Origin of the sequence: Gordonia sp. (in: high G+C Gram-positive bacteria), assembly GCF_020438995.1 — a bacterium.
GTDB lineage: Bacteria > Actinomycetota > Actinomycetes > Mycobacteriales > Mycobacteriaceae > Gordonia.
In genome coordinates this window covers 1-15,930 of sequence record NZ_JAGQTN010000129.1, presented here as the reverse complement: position 1 = coordinate 15,930, position 15,930 = coordinate 1, and the positions used below count along the sequence as shown (strand labels likewise).

Genomic DNA, 15,930 nt, shown 5'->3' with positions numbered 1-15,930 from the left:
AAACGAAAAGGGTGGGAGTTCCGAAGAACTCCCACCCTTTTCAGGTTTTGCCCTCAGGGCCGAGGGTCAGCCCAGGCTGAACGGACGACCGTAGACGCCCACAACACCCTTGACGGACTCGGTCTCGACGACAACCGTGATCTTGGCCTTCGCCTCGGCGAAGCCGGCGCAGCCTTCGAGGTTGATGCGCTCCTGGCTGTAGGCGACGCCACCCTTACGACCGGTGAAGGTGTAGTCGTTGACAGCGTCGTCATCGTCGTCAGCCAGCTGGATGATCGGAACGTAGGCGGTCTGGCCCGGGCCGAGCGACAGGCTTGCACCCACATCGGCGCTCGGGGTCACGCCCGGACCGGTGGTCGTCGTAGTCGTCGGGTCGTAGATCGCCGCACCAGTGCCGAGGTCGATTCCGGCGAGATCGCCGCCCGAAGTCTCAACGCTCGGCGGTTCGTACGATGCGCCGGCGTTGCCGCCACCGCTGACACCGACACCGACCTGGCAACCGACGATGTAACCGGCAGCGATGGTGCCGCCCTCGGCCTTGCCACCGACGGTGACGCGGACCTTGCCCGACACCCATGCCTCGCGGGTGGTGTTGAACGACTCGACGACCGAGTGGACGCGCGAGACCTTCTGACCGAACAGCTCGACCTTAACGGGGGTCCCGTCAACGAGCTTCTTGGTGACGGTGGTGCCCGGGATGTTGCCCGCGGCGGCGCCACCGGCACCGATGGCGCTGAGGCCGAACGCAGAGACAGCGGCGAGGCTGACTCCGGCGACCACGCGGCGCGTGATGGTCTTGCTCATGATTCCCCTTCGTGGAATTCAGATCTGCCTGACAGCAGATAAATCTCAGTAGTTGTTGCTGGATATCTGCTGGAAGGTCAGCTCACAAAGAAGGGCTGGCCGTACAGGGTGGTCTGGATCAGCGAACCTTCACCGGTGACCGTGTCGTCATCCTGGTTGATGTCGTAGCCCTTGGCACCGATGGTCTTGACGTAGGTGCGAGCCGACGCGTAGCCACCGCAGTTGGGGAACTCGATCTCGAAGCGGGACAGCTGGATCGCCGCGGTCTTACCACCGGCGAACTTCTTGTCGGCGAGCTTGAAGACGCCGGCCTGTCCGGGGGTGATCGGCAGGCTGACGCCGCCGGTCAGGGAGATCGCACTGGGCAATCCGGCAAGAGGGTTGCTCGCGGTGGCGCCGGTGATGGCACCCACGATGTCCAGCCCGCCACTGCTCGTCACCTGGAATCCGCTGACGTCGATCTGGCAACCGGCGATGACGTACACGTACATCTTGCCGCCGACGTCTTTGCTGGCCTTCGAGGTGTAGACACCGGAAACCAGGGCGGTACGGCCGAGTCCGTTGTAGGCGACGCGCTTCACCGAGAACTGCGACTCGTGCTGACGCCACGTACTCAGCTTCTCGCCGTCGACACCCGATGCGGACTTGTATCCGTCGCGCAGCGGCGCGGCAGCGGCGCTACCCGTACCCATGGTTCCCAGGCCCAGTGCCGCAACGGCGGCCAGAGCTGTCGCACCAGCGGCGCGGCGCAGCCCAAGCTTGCTGAACTTGCTCATTCGTTCCCTCTCAGAGGATGTTCGGCTTCTTAAGACGTGGACTACGCCCACACCCCCGGCCACCGGCAGTGTCGACGTCCGTGACCAGTGTGTGTCGACCCCCGCCTCTGCGGGTCGTCATCACGAACATTGCATCTCCTGCCGTGGCCACCACGGTCTCCTGTGAGAAGGGGTCCTACTCAGGGGTCGACCGCAGGATCTTCCCGGCTCCCGGAGGTCGGAGGCCGGTTACATCAACGGGAACGGTATCGGAGTTGTCTCAGGTGCGGCAACAGATGCACTCAGTGATGTCACAAACCGACACCGGAAAGTGACATATGCGCTGTAGGGAACGTATATGTGCGGACTTGTTAACAGAAGGAAAACACGCAGCACTGACGGTGTTACGTGACCCCTGCGCTACGTGTGGTGTGGCGGACGGTTGATGTCGTACCACTCTCGGGTCATCGGATTGTGATCTTCATCACATTCAGCGGCCAGGGACCGCCCGGAGCCCGAACCGAAGATCGCATCGAGCCTGCGCCGCCGCCGCCAGTCCGGCTCACCCGGTGCCGATTCGGCTCTGTATACAATTTCGGTCGATTCGGGCAGGTCAGAGCCTGTCTGATCAGACAGGTCCGCAGACTCGCCACCGGCTGCGGAGGTCCCGGATTCAGAACTCACTGATCGACTCGATGACGTACTTTGCGAGCGGAGCGACCGTCGCCATGCCGTCACGGACCGCTGCACGCGAACTTGCGATGTTGACAACGAGCGTCTGACCCGACAATCCGGCGAGACCACGCGAGAGCCCGCCGTCAGTGGCCCCGGCCGCCAGCCCCGAACTGCGAACGGCCTCCTCGATGCCCCGCAACCTGCGATCGAGCAGCGGCTCGGTGGCCTCCGGGGTCACGTCGCGTGCCCCCACTCCCACGCCGCCCACCGACACCACCAGGTCGACACCACCGATCACGGCGGTGTTCACCGCGTTGCGGATCTCGATCTCGTCACCCGGCACCGTGACCGTGGCATCGACGTGGAAACCGGCCTCGGCGAGCAACTCCCGCACCAGCGGCCCCAGCGGACTCGGGCGTTCGCCATGTGCGGCACGATCGTCGACAACCACCACCAGGGCACGCCCGATCTCATCGACCGGCGCCGACACCGGGTCCTCGTCGCGATGGCGCTGCACGAATTCGCGGGCCGCCGCGTCCGCGGCCACCACGTCCTCGGGATCGATCGTGGAACCCAGGTTGTTCATAGTTGCCTCCCTCACCATGCGGCCGCCCCGCCGCGCCTGCACACCGACGCGAGCACACATACGCCGGGCAAATCGTCGCCCTAACCCATCTGACCAGCCTCGCCCGCCACAGGCCAGTGCTGCGGGCGGACTCTTGCGAACTCCTCAGGGTCGGGCCACGCCGTCTCAGCCGACCTTCAGATCCTCCAGGGTCACCGTCGCCGTCCTGGACTGCCCGTTCACCTCGTAGGTCACCTGAACCTGTTCGCCCGGCGCATGCGAGCGCACCGCCGCCACCAGGGCATCACCCGAGGCGATCAGCCGGTCACCGAACTTCGTCACCACCGCACCGCGCGGAATACCCGCCTTACCAGCCGGACCGTTCGACTGCACATCCGAAAGCAGGGCACCCGTCTGGCCTGTGCCGCCCGCGGTCTGCCGCACCGACACGCCCAGGCCGGCATGAGTCGCCGAACCCCGCTCCTGCAATTGCTTGGCCACCCGGTACGCCTGATCGATGGGAATCGCGAACCCCAGCCCGATGCTGCCGCTGCCGGCCTCCGAACTCGAACTGCCGCCGAGCGTCGCGATCGCCGTGTTGATACCGATCAGCGCACCCCGCGCGTTGACCAGCGCACCACCGGAGTTGCCGGGGTTGATCGCGGCGTCGGTCTGGATGGCGTCGATCACCGACGTCGTGCCCGACTCACGGGATGTGGACACCGGCCGGTTGAGCGCCGAGATGATGCCCGTGGTGACGGTGCCCGCCAAACCCAGCGGCGCACCGATCGCGATCACGTCCTGACCGACGGCCAGGTTCTTGGAAGTACCCACCGAGATGGGCCGCAGACCCGACTTGTCGGCCTTGAGGACCGCGATATCGGAGATCGGATCGGTACCGAGCACCTTGGCGCGTGCCGACGTACCGTCGGAGAAATTGACCTGCACGTTGTCCGCCGGGGTGCCGGTCAGACTCACGACGTGGTTGTTGGTCATGATCACGCCGTCCTCGCTCAGGACCACGCCCGAACCCTCACCCTGCTGATTGCCCACCGTCACATCGATCGACACCACTGACGGCAACACCCGGGCCGCCACGTCCTGCACCGAACCCTTGGGGGCGTCGACCTGCTGGGTGGCCTGGCTGTTCGGGTCGCCGCCGAGCGGGCCGCTGCTGACGGTCGTCGACGCCGACGGCGCATCGTCGTTCAGGTTCGCGCCCACCACCCCACCGACTCCACCGGCGACCAGCGCGACCGCCACCACGCCGGCGGCCGCGAGCGCCTTGCGGCCACCCTTCTTCTTCGGGGCGGCCGGCTGGAACGAGAGGTCCTGCGACAGGGGCCGCGTCGTGGCGTGCTGCCGGTCCGCGGGCACGCCGCCCTCCTGCGGCACAGTGGGGTCCGACGGCGAAGGGCCGAACGGCGACGTCACGGGCTGCGCACCGGCGTACTGGTCCGCACCCGGTTGACCCGCGGCGCCGTAGGCCGGATATCCGGCGGGTGCGAAGCCACCGCCGTACGACTGCTCGCCGACGCCCGGATAACCCGAAACCTGTTGCGTCGGTCCATATTGCGGCGAATTATCCTGCCCCTGTGCGGGATTGGCCCACGCCGACGGCGCCGCACCCGACTGGTCCGCACCGGGCTGGACGGGAATCGAACCTGTACCGTATTGTCCGGCAAAAGGATTGGGTATAGCAGCGGTCGGCTTCTCACCGAATCCGGCCGACTCCGGCCCAGGAACACCGTCCCGGTCCAAGCGCGTGGTGGCCGATGACGGGTCGACGGGGTTCTGGCCCCCGCCGCCGGGCCCAGCACTCCCGCCGGGCACACCCTGATCGCCGTATCCGGGGTCGCCGTATCCGGGAAAACCGCCCTGCGAGCCGCCACCGGTCATTGTGTTCTCCTCATCCGTTCCACCTGCACGCGTTCCACCTGCAAGACGGGCACCGCCGGTACCCTGTCGTACCGGCATTTGCCGTCCACCACCCTCGGTTCGGGCCAGTGAAGTCTATTCCTGTTCGGGTTGACTCTATGTCTAGTGCCCCGAGCTATCACCGCGCTGATACGAACCTGGGGCGCACCCATGAACTCGCCCGCCACAACCGAACCGCACCTGTTCTTATTGACGAACGACACGCGGCGTCGGTTCCATCGCCACCGGGTGGCCGGGCAACCGCAGCCTGATCAGTGCGCCGCCGGCTTCGGACTGCTCGGCCACGACGGTGCCGCCGTGCCGCTGCACCACCTGCCGGACGATGGCCAGTCCCAGCCCGGAACCGGGCATCGACCTGGCGTCCGTCGATCGGTAGAAACGCTCGAACACCAGCTCTCGATCCTCGGCCGGAATGCCCGGGCCCGAGTCCGCCACCGTCAACTCCACCGTCGTCGGATCGATCTGATCGAGGACCACCTGCACCGCATGGCCACGCGGGCTCCACTTCGCGGCGTTGTCGAGGATGTTCAGGATCGCCCGGCTCAGACCATGCTCCTCACCGAATACGAACCACGGCACCAGCGTCGTGACGAAATCGACGTCCGAACGGCGGCGGCGCGCCCGCTCCAGCGAGCGTTCGATGATGTCCACGAGATCCAGCTCTTCGACGATCACATGTTTGGCATCCTCGCGCGCCAGGTCCACCAGGTCGCCGACCAGCGTCGACAACTCCTCGATCTGCGCGAGCACATCCGAGCGCAACTCGATCATGTCGGAGGCGTCCATCGCCGGCGCGCCCGGCGCACTCGCCGCCATCAGCAACTCCAGATTGGTCCGCAACGATGTCAGCGGCGTCTTGAGTTCGTGCCCGGCATCGGCCACCAGGCGCGACTGTCTGTCCCGGGACTCTGCGAGCGCAGCCAGCATCGTGTTGAAACTCTCGGTCAACCGAGCCAGCTCATCGGTGCCGGTCACCGGGATCGGCGTCAGGTCCTGTGTCTTAGCCACCCGCTCGGTGGCACGGGTGAGGCGGGCCACCGGACGCAGACCGGCCCGCGCCACGGCGGTACCGGCGAGCGCGGCGAACGCGACACCACCGCCGCCCACCACCAGCAGCACCCACGCCAGTCGTTTGAGCACCCGATCGGTGTACACCAGACTGTCGGCCAGAACCACGGTGTAGCCGTTGGGAATCTTGCGGGCGAGCACCCGCCGCCCGCCGACGGTCCGCAAACTCTGTACCACCCCTGCCGACTCGGGCGCATTCATGACGGCGAACTCGGGCAGACCCATCGGCACGTCACCGATCCTTAGAATCAGCCCGCTTTCCGACTCCAGTAGCACTGTGATGCTCGTCGAGAACACCGTGCCCTGTAGCGCCATCTCCGGCCCCTGCTCCAGCATGCCCACCCGTGACATCGCCGTCAGGCCGTCGGCTCTCGACTCCAACTGTTTGTCGATGTCGTTGTACATCGCCCGGTGCACCGTGAAATACGCCGCGGCGGCCATCAGACTCACCGACACCAGCACCACCGTCGCCGCCAAGATGGTGACCCTGCTACGCAACGACACCGTACTGGTCAGCGGCATCGGCGCCCGCATCTCCCGCGGTCTGGGACGCTGCGCACTCAGGGCCACCGCTATGCCCCGATCACGGCGGGGTCTCCCGCAGCACATAACCCACACCGCGCACGGTGTGGATCAGCCGCGGCTCCCCGTCGGCCTCGGTCTTGCGGCGCAGATAGCCCACATACACCTCCAGCGCGTTGCCCGACGTGGGGAAGTCGTAACCCCACACCTCCTCCAGGATTCGGCTGCGCGAAAGCACCCGGCGCGGGTTGGCCATCAGCATTTCCAGCAACGAGAACTCGGTGCGGGTCAGGCTGATCGACCGGTCGCCACGGGTCACGTCCCGGGTCACCGGATCGAGGGTGAGATCGGAGAACTCCATCGCCTCCGAATCCTCCTCCGAGGCCGCCGCCGACCGGCGCAACAGCGCCCGCAACCGGGCCAGCAGCTCTTCGAGCGCGAATGGTTTGGGCAGATAGTCGTCGGCACCGGCATCGAGGCCCGACACCCGCTCGGACACCGTGTCGCGGGCGGTGAGCACCAGAATCGGCAGGTCGTCGCCGGCCGACCGTAACCGCCGGCACACCTCAAGACCGTCCAGGCGCGGCATCATCACGTCAAGAATGGCCAGGTCGGGCCGGTCGGCGACGATCTTCTCCAGCGCTTCGAGTCCGTCGCCGGCGGTGTCGACGGTGTACCCGTTGAAGCTGAGCGAGCGCCGCAACGATTCCCGCACCGCACGATCGTCATCGACCACCAGAATCCGCATACGTACATTCTTAATATTCACGACTGTGAACGGGCTGAGACACGCAAAACCGGCGGTTGACAGCGCATGATCCCCCGAGTCCGCATCACAACCCGAATCGGGGCTGTGAGGTCTGGTTGATAGTGACGTAACAGGGGCAGCGTGGTTGGGAAACATGACATCGCGACCCTCGAGTCCGTGACCACCACGACCGTCTCCTCGCTGTGCGCCTATTGTGGCGTCGGCTGTGGCGTGGATTTCGCGGTCAGCGCCGACGCAGGTGAGACGGCCATCACGAAGTCCGTGGGCACCAAGAACCATCCCACAAACTTCGGGCGGTTGTGCACAAAAGGCTCGACCACTTCCGACATGCTGAACGCGGGTGGCAGGCTCACCTCCGCCCTCGTGCGACCCACCCGCGGCGCACAGCCCGAGCCCGCCGACGTCGACACCACCATCACCGACACCGCTCGCCGACTGCGCGCCATCATCGACGAACACGGACCCGACTCCGTCGCGTTGTACGTGTCCGGTCAGATGTCGCTGGAGGCGCAATACCTGTCCAACAAGCTGACGAAGGGATTCATCGGCACCAACCAGATCGAATCCAACTCGCGACTGTGCATGGCCAGCGCCGGCACCGGCTACAAGCAGACCTTCGGTTCCGACGCCCCGCCCGGCTCGTATCAGGATTTCGATCACGCCGACGTGTTCTTCGTGATCGGCGCCAATATGGCCGACTGCCATCCGATCCTGTTCCTGCGCATGATGGATCGCGTCAAGGCCGGTGCCGAGCTGATCGTCGTCGATCCGCGGCGCAACACCACCGCCGAGAAGGCCGACCTGTTTCTCCAGGTGAAGGGCGGCACCGACCTCGCCCTGCTCAACGGTCTGCTGCACCTGATCATCGAGAACGGGCATACCGATCCCGAGTTCATCGCCGAGTTCACCGACGGCTTCGAACAGATGCCTGAATTCGCCGCCCAGTACCCACCGGATGTGGTCGCCGAGATCTGCGGGATCGACGCCGACGACCTGCGCCGGGCCGCCGAACTCATCGGCACTGCCGAGAACTGGATGTCTTGCTGGACGATGGGCCTGAACCAGTCCACGCACGGCACCTGGAACACCAACGCGCTGCTCAATCTGCACATGGCCACCGGTGCCCTGTGCCGGCTGGGCAGCGGACCGTTCTCCCTCACCGGCCAGCCCAATGCGATGGGTGGTCGCGAAATGGGTTACATGGGACCGGGATTGCCCGGTCAGCGGGCCGTACTGTCCGACGACGACCGCGCGTTCTGCGAAAACATCTGGGGCGTACCAGAAGGCACCCTGCACACCCGTCTGGGCGGCGGCACCATCGACATGTATTCCAAAATGGCGGCCGGAGACATCAAGGCATGCTGGATAATCTGCACCAATCCCGTTGCGTCCGTGGCCAATCGGAAAACCGTCATCGAAGGTCTCGAACGTGCCGAACTGGTGATCGTGCAGGAGACGTTCGTCGACATGGAGACCAGCGCGTACGCCGATGTCGTGCTACCCGCGTCACTGTGGAGTGAGTCGACCGGGATCTTCATCAATTCCGAACGCAATCTCACTCTGTTCGAACCGGCGCTGACCGCACCCGGGCAGGCCATCCCCGACTGGCTGATCATCGCCCGCATCGCCTGCGAGATGGGTTACGCCGACGCGTTCACCTATGCCGATGCCGAGGAGATCTTCGAGGAGATCAAGCTCTTCCACAATCCGAAAACCGGCTACGACCTGCGCGGAGTCACCTACGACAGGCTTCGGACAACCCCCATGCAATGGCCGTGCCCGCCGCCGTCGCCGGAGCGGCCCGACCCCACCGCCGATGGCGCCCGCAACCCGATCCGCTACCTCAACGACGGGGTGAGCCAAACCCTGTACACCGCACCCGACGGCAGTGTCCCGAAGCTCGCATTCGCCACCCCGAACCGTCGTGCGCAGTTCTTCGCCCGGCCGCACATGGACCCGTTCGAAATGCCGGACGACGACTATCCGATCCTGCTGAACACCGGCCGCCTCGCCCACCAGTGGCACACGATGACCAAAACCGGGCGGGTCAAGAAGCTCAACAAACTCAACCCGGGACCGTTCGTCGAGATCCATCCCGATGATGCCGCGAAATACGCTATCGCCGAAGGTGATCCGGTGGAGGTGGCCTCCCGTCGTGGCCGGGCGGTCCTGCCGGCATCAGTGTCCGACCGGGTACGGCCCGGCAACTGCTTCGTCCCGTTCCACTGGAACGACGCATTCGGCGAACACCTCGCCATCAACGCGGTCACCTCCGACGCCATCGACTCGGCCTCCCAGCAGCCCGAGTTCAAGGTGTGCGCGGTGACCCTGACCAAGGTGGCCCTGCCCGCCGACACATCGACACCTGCCGCGGATACGGCAGAAATGCCCGCAGCCGCCGGTGCGGAAGAGAAATGGAGTCCGGAGATGCTCACTCTGCTCGCCGAATCGCTCGGCGTCACCAGCGTCACCGCCCCACAACCCGACGACGCCGAACGCATCTACCTGGCCGGGCTCGTCGCCGGGCTCCAGGCCAATCCCACCGGCGTACCGACCATCCCCCCGGACGCGCCGCTGCGCCCGGAGATCCGCAACTGGGTCGCCGGATTGTTGTCGGGAATGTTCGCACGCAGTCACATCGCCGGTACCGCCGCCCTGCCCGCCGGGTCGTCGGCGATCGCGCCGTCGACTCCGGGTGAGGTGATCATCGACGCCGAGACGTCGTCCGGCACGGCGACCGAAACGATCACCGTCGCCTGGGCCTCGCAGACCGGCAACACCGAGGAATTCGCCGACGAGTGCATCGCCAAGCTCAAAGAATCGGGACGAGAAGTGATTTCGCGGCCGATGGACGAATTCGACGTCAAGGATCTGAGCGGGACGGTGCTGTTCCTGACCGCTACCACCGGTGACGGCGACCCACCCGACAACGGGAGTTCGTTCTGGGACACGCTGTCGGGCGACGGCGCCCCCGATATGTCGGGGATCAAATACTCCGTGCTCGGTTTCGGCGATTCCAACTACGATGACTTCTGCGGCCATGCCCGCAAACTCGACGAGAGGATCGGTGCGCTCGGCGGGTCACGGATCGCCGACCGCGCCAGCTGCGAACCCGACTACGAGGACACCGCCGGCGGCTGGCTCGACAACGTCATCAAGGCGATGAGCCACCACCACCCGCCTACTCCCCCGGCACCGGGCGATCGGGTCGTCGTGGTCAGCGAACCGGCCGACTCGTCAGCCGCGCCGTCGATCCGCACCGGTACATTCTCCCGGAAGAACCCGTTCGTCACCACGCTCACCCGAAACCACCGACTCAACGGGGACGGATCGGCAAAGGACGTGCGCAACTTCGCCTTTCACCTCCCATCGGACATCCTCCCCTACACCACAGGCGACGCCCTCGGAGTATGGCCGCTCAACGACCACACGCTTATCGATGAATGGCTCGACGTCACCGGTCTGACCGGCGACGAGCCGGTCAACGTGTGGGGCGACGACATGACATTCCGTCGTGCCCTGCGCGAGCGTCTCGAGTTCGCCAAGATATCAAGCGATTTCGTCCGGTTCGCCGCCGACCGCAACGGGTCCGGCGACCTGCACGCGCTCGCCGCACCGGGAAACAAACAGAAGCTGACCGACTGGGCGTGGGGACGCCAGCCCGTCGACGTCCTCGCCGAGTATCCCGTCGAAGCATCGCCCGAAGAATGGGTCGACGTGCTCAAATCGCTGACACCGCGCCAGTATTCGATCTCGTCGAGCCCCAGGGAGAAGGCCGACGAGGTGCAGTTGACGGTGTCGACGGTGCGTTACAACCATCTCGGCAGACCACGTGGTGGCGTATGCTCCACGTTCCTCGCCGACCACGCCGACGACACCCAGGACATCGGTGTCTTCGTCACCCACGCCGCCAATTTCGGGCCACCGACCGACCCCGACACCCCGATGATCATGATCGGCCCCGGCACCGGCGTCGCCCCGTTCCGTGGATTCCTGCACGAACGCCAGGCGCTCGGGCATGAGGGCCGCAACTGGTTGTTCTTCGGCGAGCAGTATTCGGCCACCGACTTCTACTATCGCGACGAGCTCACCTCGATGCTCTCCGACGGCCTGCTCACCCGCCTCGATGTCGCGTTCTCCCGTGACCAGGACCGCAAGATCTATGTCCAGGACCGGATGCAGGAGCACGGCGCCGAGTTGTATCGCTGGCTCCACGACGGCGCCCACGTGTACGTCTGCGGCGACGCCTCCCGCATGGCCAAGGACGTCGACCGCACCCTCAAAGGCATTGTCGCCCAACACGGCAAGCTCTCCCCTAAGAGCGCCGAAGCCTACGTCAAGGCCCTCGCCGCCGAGAAGCGCTACGTCCGCGACGTCTACTGACCGAGTCCGCAACTTTCTGTGCTATGGGAGGAGGTCGGGGTGGTAGGCGGCCAAGAGTATCACGGTGCAGGTTGCCGTGATGACGATCAGGCGGCGTGCGATCTGGAATGCGGGGGATGACAGTAGTTCGTGGTGCATGTCGATAGCGTGCGCTCCCGGCCTTGGAACCCACTTGGTGCCAACTTGGGAGCCTCGTCTCACCTGACCCTTCGTGACCCTTGCGACATTGTCGCTTCGGCCTCAGGGATCAAGAATTGTCCCCCAGCCACCATCACCGCAAGAAGGGCCACCCAACCGCCATCGCGGACCGCGACCACACACCTTGATCCCTGAGACCGAAGCGACGAAGGAGCGAGGGTCACGAAGGGTCCGGTGACCTTTCGGCACCTGACGTCAGCACCTCGGGCTCAGCCAGGGTCGATGACGACGACGATCTGTCCGCCCTGGTCGGCGATCTGATAGGTGCGGACCGAGCCGATGCCGGAGGTGGTGCAGCCGCCGTCGGAGAAGCGGAACGCGTACTGATGCAGCGGGCACACGACGACACCGAGGTCGGACTGGCCGTCGGCGAGGGGGCCGCCGTTGTGCGGGCAGGCGGCGTCGGTTGCGCGCAGGGTGCCGTCGGAGAGCCGGAAGACGGCGATCTGCCGGTCGCCGACCGCGTACGCCCGGCCCTCACCGAGTTGAACGTCGGACATGGGGCCGAGGACAACCGAGGTTGTTGTTTCGATGCTCATGAGGCCACCACCGTCGGGGACGGTGCCGCACCGCGCGCCGGAACCACCGGCAGCGGCAGCAACGGCAGCGCGGGCGTGAACTGGGCGGGCGACTTGGGTTCAGCGCGGTCGAGCCACGGGTCGACGTACCCGGCGACGGCCTCGTCGATACGCTGCTGCAAACCGGCCACAATCCCATCCCGGTCGTCGACGAGAATGGCACGCAGTTCCTCGATACCGACCCGCGGCACCCACGCGTAGGTGCGTTCGAGCCATTTGGCCTGCTCGCGGTAGTACTGAATGAACAAGCCGCACAAGCGGATCACCTCGTCGGGCGAGTCGACGGTCGCCAGTACGTCACCCTTGCGGATATGCGCGCCCGCAGCACCGCCCACGTAAATTTCCCATCGGCCCTCGCCGATGGCGACCACACCGAAGTCCTTGCACAATGATTCGGCGCAGTTGCGGGGACAGCCGGTCACGGCCAGCTTCAGTTTCGCCGGTGATTCCAGCCCCTGATAACGGTTTTCCAGAGCGATGCCGAGCGCGGTCGAATCGCCTAGCCCGAACCGGCAATAGTCCGTTCCTACACAGGTTTTCACTGTGCGGAAGCTCTTTCCGTAGGCGTAGCCCGATGGCATGTCCAGATCCGCCCATACCTTGGGCAGATCCTCCTTGCGCACCCCGAGCAGATCGAGTCGCTGCCCGCCGGTCGCCTTGATCATCGGAATGTCGTACTTCTCGGCGACGTCGGCGATCTTGCGCAACTGCGCCGGCGAGGTGACCCCACCCCGCATCTGCGGCACCACCGAGAACGTGCCGTCACGCTGAATGTTGGCGTGCACGCGATCGTTGATGAACAGGGCGCCTTCCTCGCGTTTCCAGTCCGCACCCCAGATCACCCGGAGCAACGACGCCAGCGGCATCTTGGCCGCCGCGTCCTCCCCGTCGGGAGCGAGTTCGGCGATCACCTCGCTCACCGACCGCAGGTCCCGCGTCCGGATCGCTTCGATCAGTTCGGGTTTGGTCATCGGGATGGACGGCACGTACCAGTCGGCGGAGGCGTCGACGGTCAGGTCCGAACCCGCTGCGAGGGTGACGATGTCGCCGACCATGCCCTTGCACGACCCGCATCCCTTCCCTGCGCGGGTCTTCGCGCATACCTGCGCCACGCTGGTGCATCCCGACGCGACGCACGCCACGATGTCGCCCTTGCTGACGCCGTTGCAGTTGCACACCACCGCGTCGTCGGACAGTTCCGCGGCACCCGTTGCAGCGCTGGGTGTTCCGATGTCGAACAGCATCGAGATACGCTCGTCGGGCAGCGGCACCTTGTCATCGAACGCCTGACTGAGAAAGCCGACCTTGGACACGTCACCGAGCAGCATCGCGCCGATCAGCTTGTTGTCACGCACCACGACACTCTTGTAGATGCCCTTCTTCGGTTCGTAGAACTGCACGAACTCGTCGTCGGGATGTTCGGGACCCTTCACACCCATCGCCGCCACGTCCACGCCGGCCACCTTGAGCTTGGTGGTGGTACGGGAACCATGGTACGCCGCATCGGGATTGGCTCCGGTGACCACGTCGGCGAGCACCACCGCCTGCTCCCACAGGGGGGCGACCAGGCCGTACACCTCACTGCGATGCTGAGCGCACTCACCGACGGCAAAGATGGAACCCTCGTCCTCGCAACGCATCTGGTCGTCGACGACGATGCCGCGTTCGGTGACCAGGCCTGCGCGCCGGGCCAGCTCGATGTTGGGCCGGATGCCGGCGGCCACCACGATCATGTCGGCGTCGATCGCGGTGCCGTCGGCGAAACCCACACCGGCGACGCGGCCGTCGTCCCCCCTCAGGACGGCGGTCGTGCGTTTACCGGTGTGGACACCTACCCCCAGCGCTTCGATCTTGTTGCGCAACACCTTTCCGCCGTGCTCGTCGAGCTGCTGATTCATCAGATGTCCCGGTGAATGCACCACATCGACGTTCACACCCTGTGTGGTGAGTCCGTACGCGGCCTCCAGACCCAGTAGACCACCGCCGATCACCACGGCGCGTACGTCGTCGCGGGCCTGCGCCATCTGCAGCATGCCGTTGGTGTCGGCGATGGTGCGAAACCCGAAAACCCCACGCGCCAAACGGCCGTCGGCCTCGCGTAGACCGTCCATGTTGGGGAAGAAGGTGTTGGAACCTGTCGCGATGATCAGGGTGTCGAAATCGATGACACGGCCGCTGGCGCAGGTGACCGTCTTGGCGAACCTGTCGATCGATTCGGCGCTGTCGCCCACATGCAGAGTGATGCCGTTCTCGCGGTACCAGGCCATCGGGTTGAGCATCAGATCGTCGTCGTCGACGTCGGCCTCGCCCGCGAGGACGTGCGAGAGCATGATGCGGTTGTAATTGCCGTACGGTTCGTCGCCGATCATCGTGATGTCGAAGCGGTCACCGCCGCGCGACAGGATCTCCTCGACCGTCCGGGCACCGGCCATACCGTTGCCCACCACCACGAGTTTCATCAGAACACCACCATGCCGAAGTCGATGACCACCTGGCCCGATGCCCCGTCGGGCGCGGCGAGGACGAGTTCGAGGGTGACGTCGGCGTCGATGTCCTCGACCACCCGCAACGGCACGTTCACCGACGCCTGGGCGCCGATCGGGAACAGCCGCATCGGTTTTCCATCCCGCAGCAGCGTCAACACGATCAATTCCGCGGACGAATTGCCGCCCCGGAAGTACAGTGGCTGCGCGGTCAATCCGGCAGGTACCACGTACCGCAGCCCGGCGTCGAGGGATACCGGTGCGGCCAGGCCTTTTCCGGTGAAGTCGAAGACGCCCTGCAGGAAGTGCGGTGTACTGGACATTCCGCCACTATCCGCGCACCCGGTCAATTACGACTTGCCGCCGTGTTACGGCCACGTTGTCAGTCCCTCACCGGGCCGCATGGTTCGAGGTGGTGACGTGAGGATGTCACGTCACCGGACCCTTCGAGACGCTCGCTCGTCCCTCGCATCGCCCTCAGGGATCAAGATGTGTCCCCCATCTCGGCTTTCGCCGAGCACGACTCGGACACCTGAGCCCCTCGCATCGCCCTCCGGAGTCAAGACGCATCCCCCACAACAATCGCGACCACACACCTTGACCCCTGAAGCCGAAGCGACAAGGATGCGCCCCCAGCGCGACCACACACCTTGATCCCTGAGGCCGAAGCGACGAAGGAGCGAGGGTCACGAAGGGTCCGGTGACCTTTCGACACCTGACGGCATCACCTCGAACAGAGCCATCAGCGACGGCAACGACCGGCGGCGCCGACCATGTCGGCGAGCTGGGTGAACTTGACGCGCGGACGCCCCTGCGCGGCGCCGCGACGACGTTCGAGACGGTCGATGGCTCGTATACCGCGGTAGCCGATGACATTCCGGACGCGTTTGCGGACCAGCGAACCGAACGCCTTGGGGGCCTTGCGAGTGCGGATCAGCTTGCCAGAGGCGGCGTCGGCGATGAAGTCCTCCACGGTCGCGATCGCGCACATCTTGTTGGCGCCGATACCGCCGTTGGGACCGCGTTTGGCCCAGCCGACCACGTATCCGCCCGGGATGACCCGACCGGACTCGTCGAGTAACCGGCCGTCGTCGTTGCTGATCACACCACGTTCGTCATCGAAGGCGAGCCCGGGTATCGGGGTGGAGCGGTAGCCGATGGAGCGCACCACCAGATCGGTGGCCACCTTGTG

At 65.6% G+C, this 15,930-nt stretch carries 10 protein-coding genes and 1 pseudogene; 1 reads left to right on the top strand and 10 read right to left on the bottom strand.

Features of this window, described 5'->3' with window-relative positions:
* Positions 1–66: 66 nt before the first annotated feature.
* The 6 genes from KDB67_RS09995 to KDB67_RS09970 form a co-directional block, all read right to left on the bottom strand.
* Positions 67–804, bottom strand: coding sequence for an MspA family porin (locus KDB67_RS09995; RefSeq protein ID WP_291015407.1), 738 nt, complete (start codon positions 802–804; stop codon positions 67–69).
* Between the two features lie 77 nt (positions 805–881).
* Positions 882–1,580 (bottom strand): MspA family porin, encoded by a 699-nt coding sequence (locus KDB67_RS09990; protein WP_291015405.1) that lies wholly within the window; start codon positions 1,578–1,580, stop codon positions 882–884.
* Positions 1,581–2,232: 652 nt separating this feature from the next.
* Positions 2,233–2,820, bottom strand: a complete 588-nt coding sequence (locus tag KDB67_RS09985) for a molybdopterin-binding protein (protein ID WP_291015403.1) — start codon at positions 2,818–2,820, stop codon at positions 2,233–2,235.
* Positions 2,821–2,985: 165 nt separating this feature from the next.
* A complete protein-coding gene (locus KDB67_RS09980) occupies positions 2,986–4,698 on the bottom strand; it encodes a trypsin-like peptidase domain-containing protein (RefSeq protein ID WP_291015402.1) in 1,713 nt (570 codons plus the stop codon).
* 225 nt (positions 4,699–4,923) lie between these two features.
* A complete protein-coding gene (locus KDB67_RS09975) occupies positions 4,924–6,339 on the bottom strand; it encodes a HAMP domain-containing sensor histidine kinase (protein WP_291015400.1) in 1,416 nt (471 codons plus the stop codon).
* Positions 6,340–6,388: 49 nt separating this feature from the next.
* Entirely contained in the window at positions 6,389–7,075 is a 687-nt protein-coding gene (locus tag KDB67_RS09970) for a response regulator transcription factor (protein WP_291015399.1), read from the bottom strand.
* Between the two features lie 177 nt (positions 7,076–7,252).
* On the opposite strand from KDB67_RS09970, the gene KDB67_RS09965 reads away from it, so the two are divergent.
* Entirely contained in the window at positions 7,253–11,479 is a 4,227-nt protein-coding gene (locus KDB67_RS09965; RefSeq protein WP_291015398.1) for a bifunctional nitrate reductase/sulfite reductase flavoprotein subunit alpha, read from the top strand.
* Between the two features lie 407 nt (positions 11,480–11,886).
* On the opposite strand, the gene KDB67_RS09960 is transcribed toward KDB67_RS09965, so the two are convergent.
* The 4 genes and pseudogenes from KDB67_RS09960 to KDB67_RS09945 form a co-directional block, all read right to left on the bottom strand.
* A complete protein-coding gene (locus tag KDB67_RS09960; RefSeq protein ID WP_291015397.1) occupies positions 11,887–12,216 on the bottom strand; it encodes a Rieske (2Fe-2S) protein in 330 nt (109 codons plus the stop codon).
* The gene (gene nirB / locus KDB67_RS09955; protein ID WP_291015396.1) at positions 12,213–14,714 is read right to left on the bottom strand and encodes a nitrite reductase large subunit NirB; all 2,502 of its coding nucleotides are present in this window, start codon (positions 14,712–14,714) and stop codon (positions 12,213–12,215) included. The genes KDB67_RS09960 and nirB overlap by 4 nt, the downstream gene beginning before the upstream one ends.
* Positions 14,714–15,061: a molybdopterin oxidoreductase gene (locus KDB67_RS09950; RefSeq protein ID WP_291015395.1), complete on the bottom strand. Its 348-nt coding sequence runs from the start codon at positions 15,059–15,061 to the stop codon at positions 14,714–14,716. Before KDB67_RS09950 ends, nirB begins: the two co-directional genes overlap by 1 nt.
* A 419-nt stretch (positions 15,062–15,480) precedes the next feature.
* Positions 15,481–15,930 (bottom strand): annotated as a pseudogene (locus KDB67_RS09945) (4Fe-4S ferredoxin); the annotation flags it as partial.

What these genes read in the sequence shown, in the direction of transcription:
- KDB67_RS09995 (WP_291015407.1), bottom strand. Translation starts at nt 804, where the DNA reads ATGAGCAAGACCATCACGCGCCGCGTGGTCGCCGGAGTCAGCCTCGCC.
- KDB67_RS09990 (WP_291015405.1), bottom strand. Translation starts at nt 1,580, where the DNA reads ATGAGCAAGTTCAGCAAGCTTGGGCTGCGCCGCGCCGCTGGTGCGACA.
- KDB67_RS09985 (WP_291015403.1), bottom strand. Translation starts at nt 2,820, where the DNA reads ATGAACAACCTGGGTTCCACGATCGATCCCGAGGACGTGGTGGCCGCG.
- KDB67_RS09980 (WP_291015402.1), bottom strand. Translation starts at nt 4,698, where the DNA reads ATGACCGGTGGCGGCTCGCAGGGCGGTTTTCCCGGATACGGCGACCCC.
- KDB67_RS09975 (WP_291015400.1), bottom strand. Translation starts at nt 6,339, where the DNA reads ATGCGGGCGCCGATGCCGCTGACCAGTACGGTGTCGTTGCGTAGCAGG.
- KDB67_RS09970 (WP_291015399.1), bottom strand. Translation starts at nt 7,075, where the DNA reads ATGCGGATTCTGGTGGTCGATGACGATCGTGCGGTGCGGGAATCGTTG.
- KDB67_RS09960 (WP_291015397.1), bottom strand. Translation starts at nt 12,216, where the DNA reads ATGAGCATCGAAACAACAACCTCGGTTGTCCTCGGCCCCATGTCCGAC.
- nirB (WP_291015396.1), bottom strand. Translation starts at nt 14,714, where the DNA reads ATGAAACTCGTGGTGGTGGGCAACGGTATGGCCGGTGCCCGGACGGTC.
- KDB67_RS09950 (WP_291015395.1), bottom strand. Translation starts at nt 15,061, where the DNA reads ATGTCCAGTACACCGCACTTCCTGCAGGGCGTCTTCGACTTCACCGGA.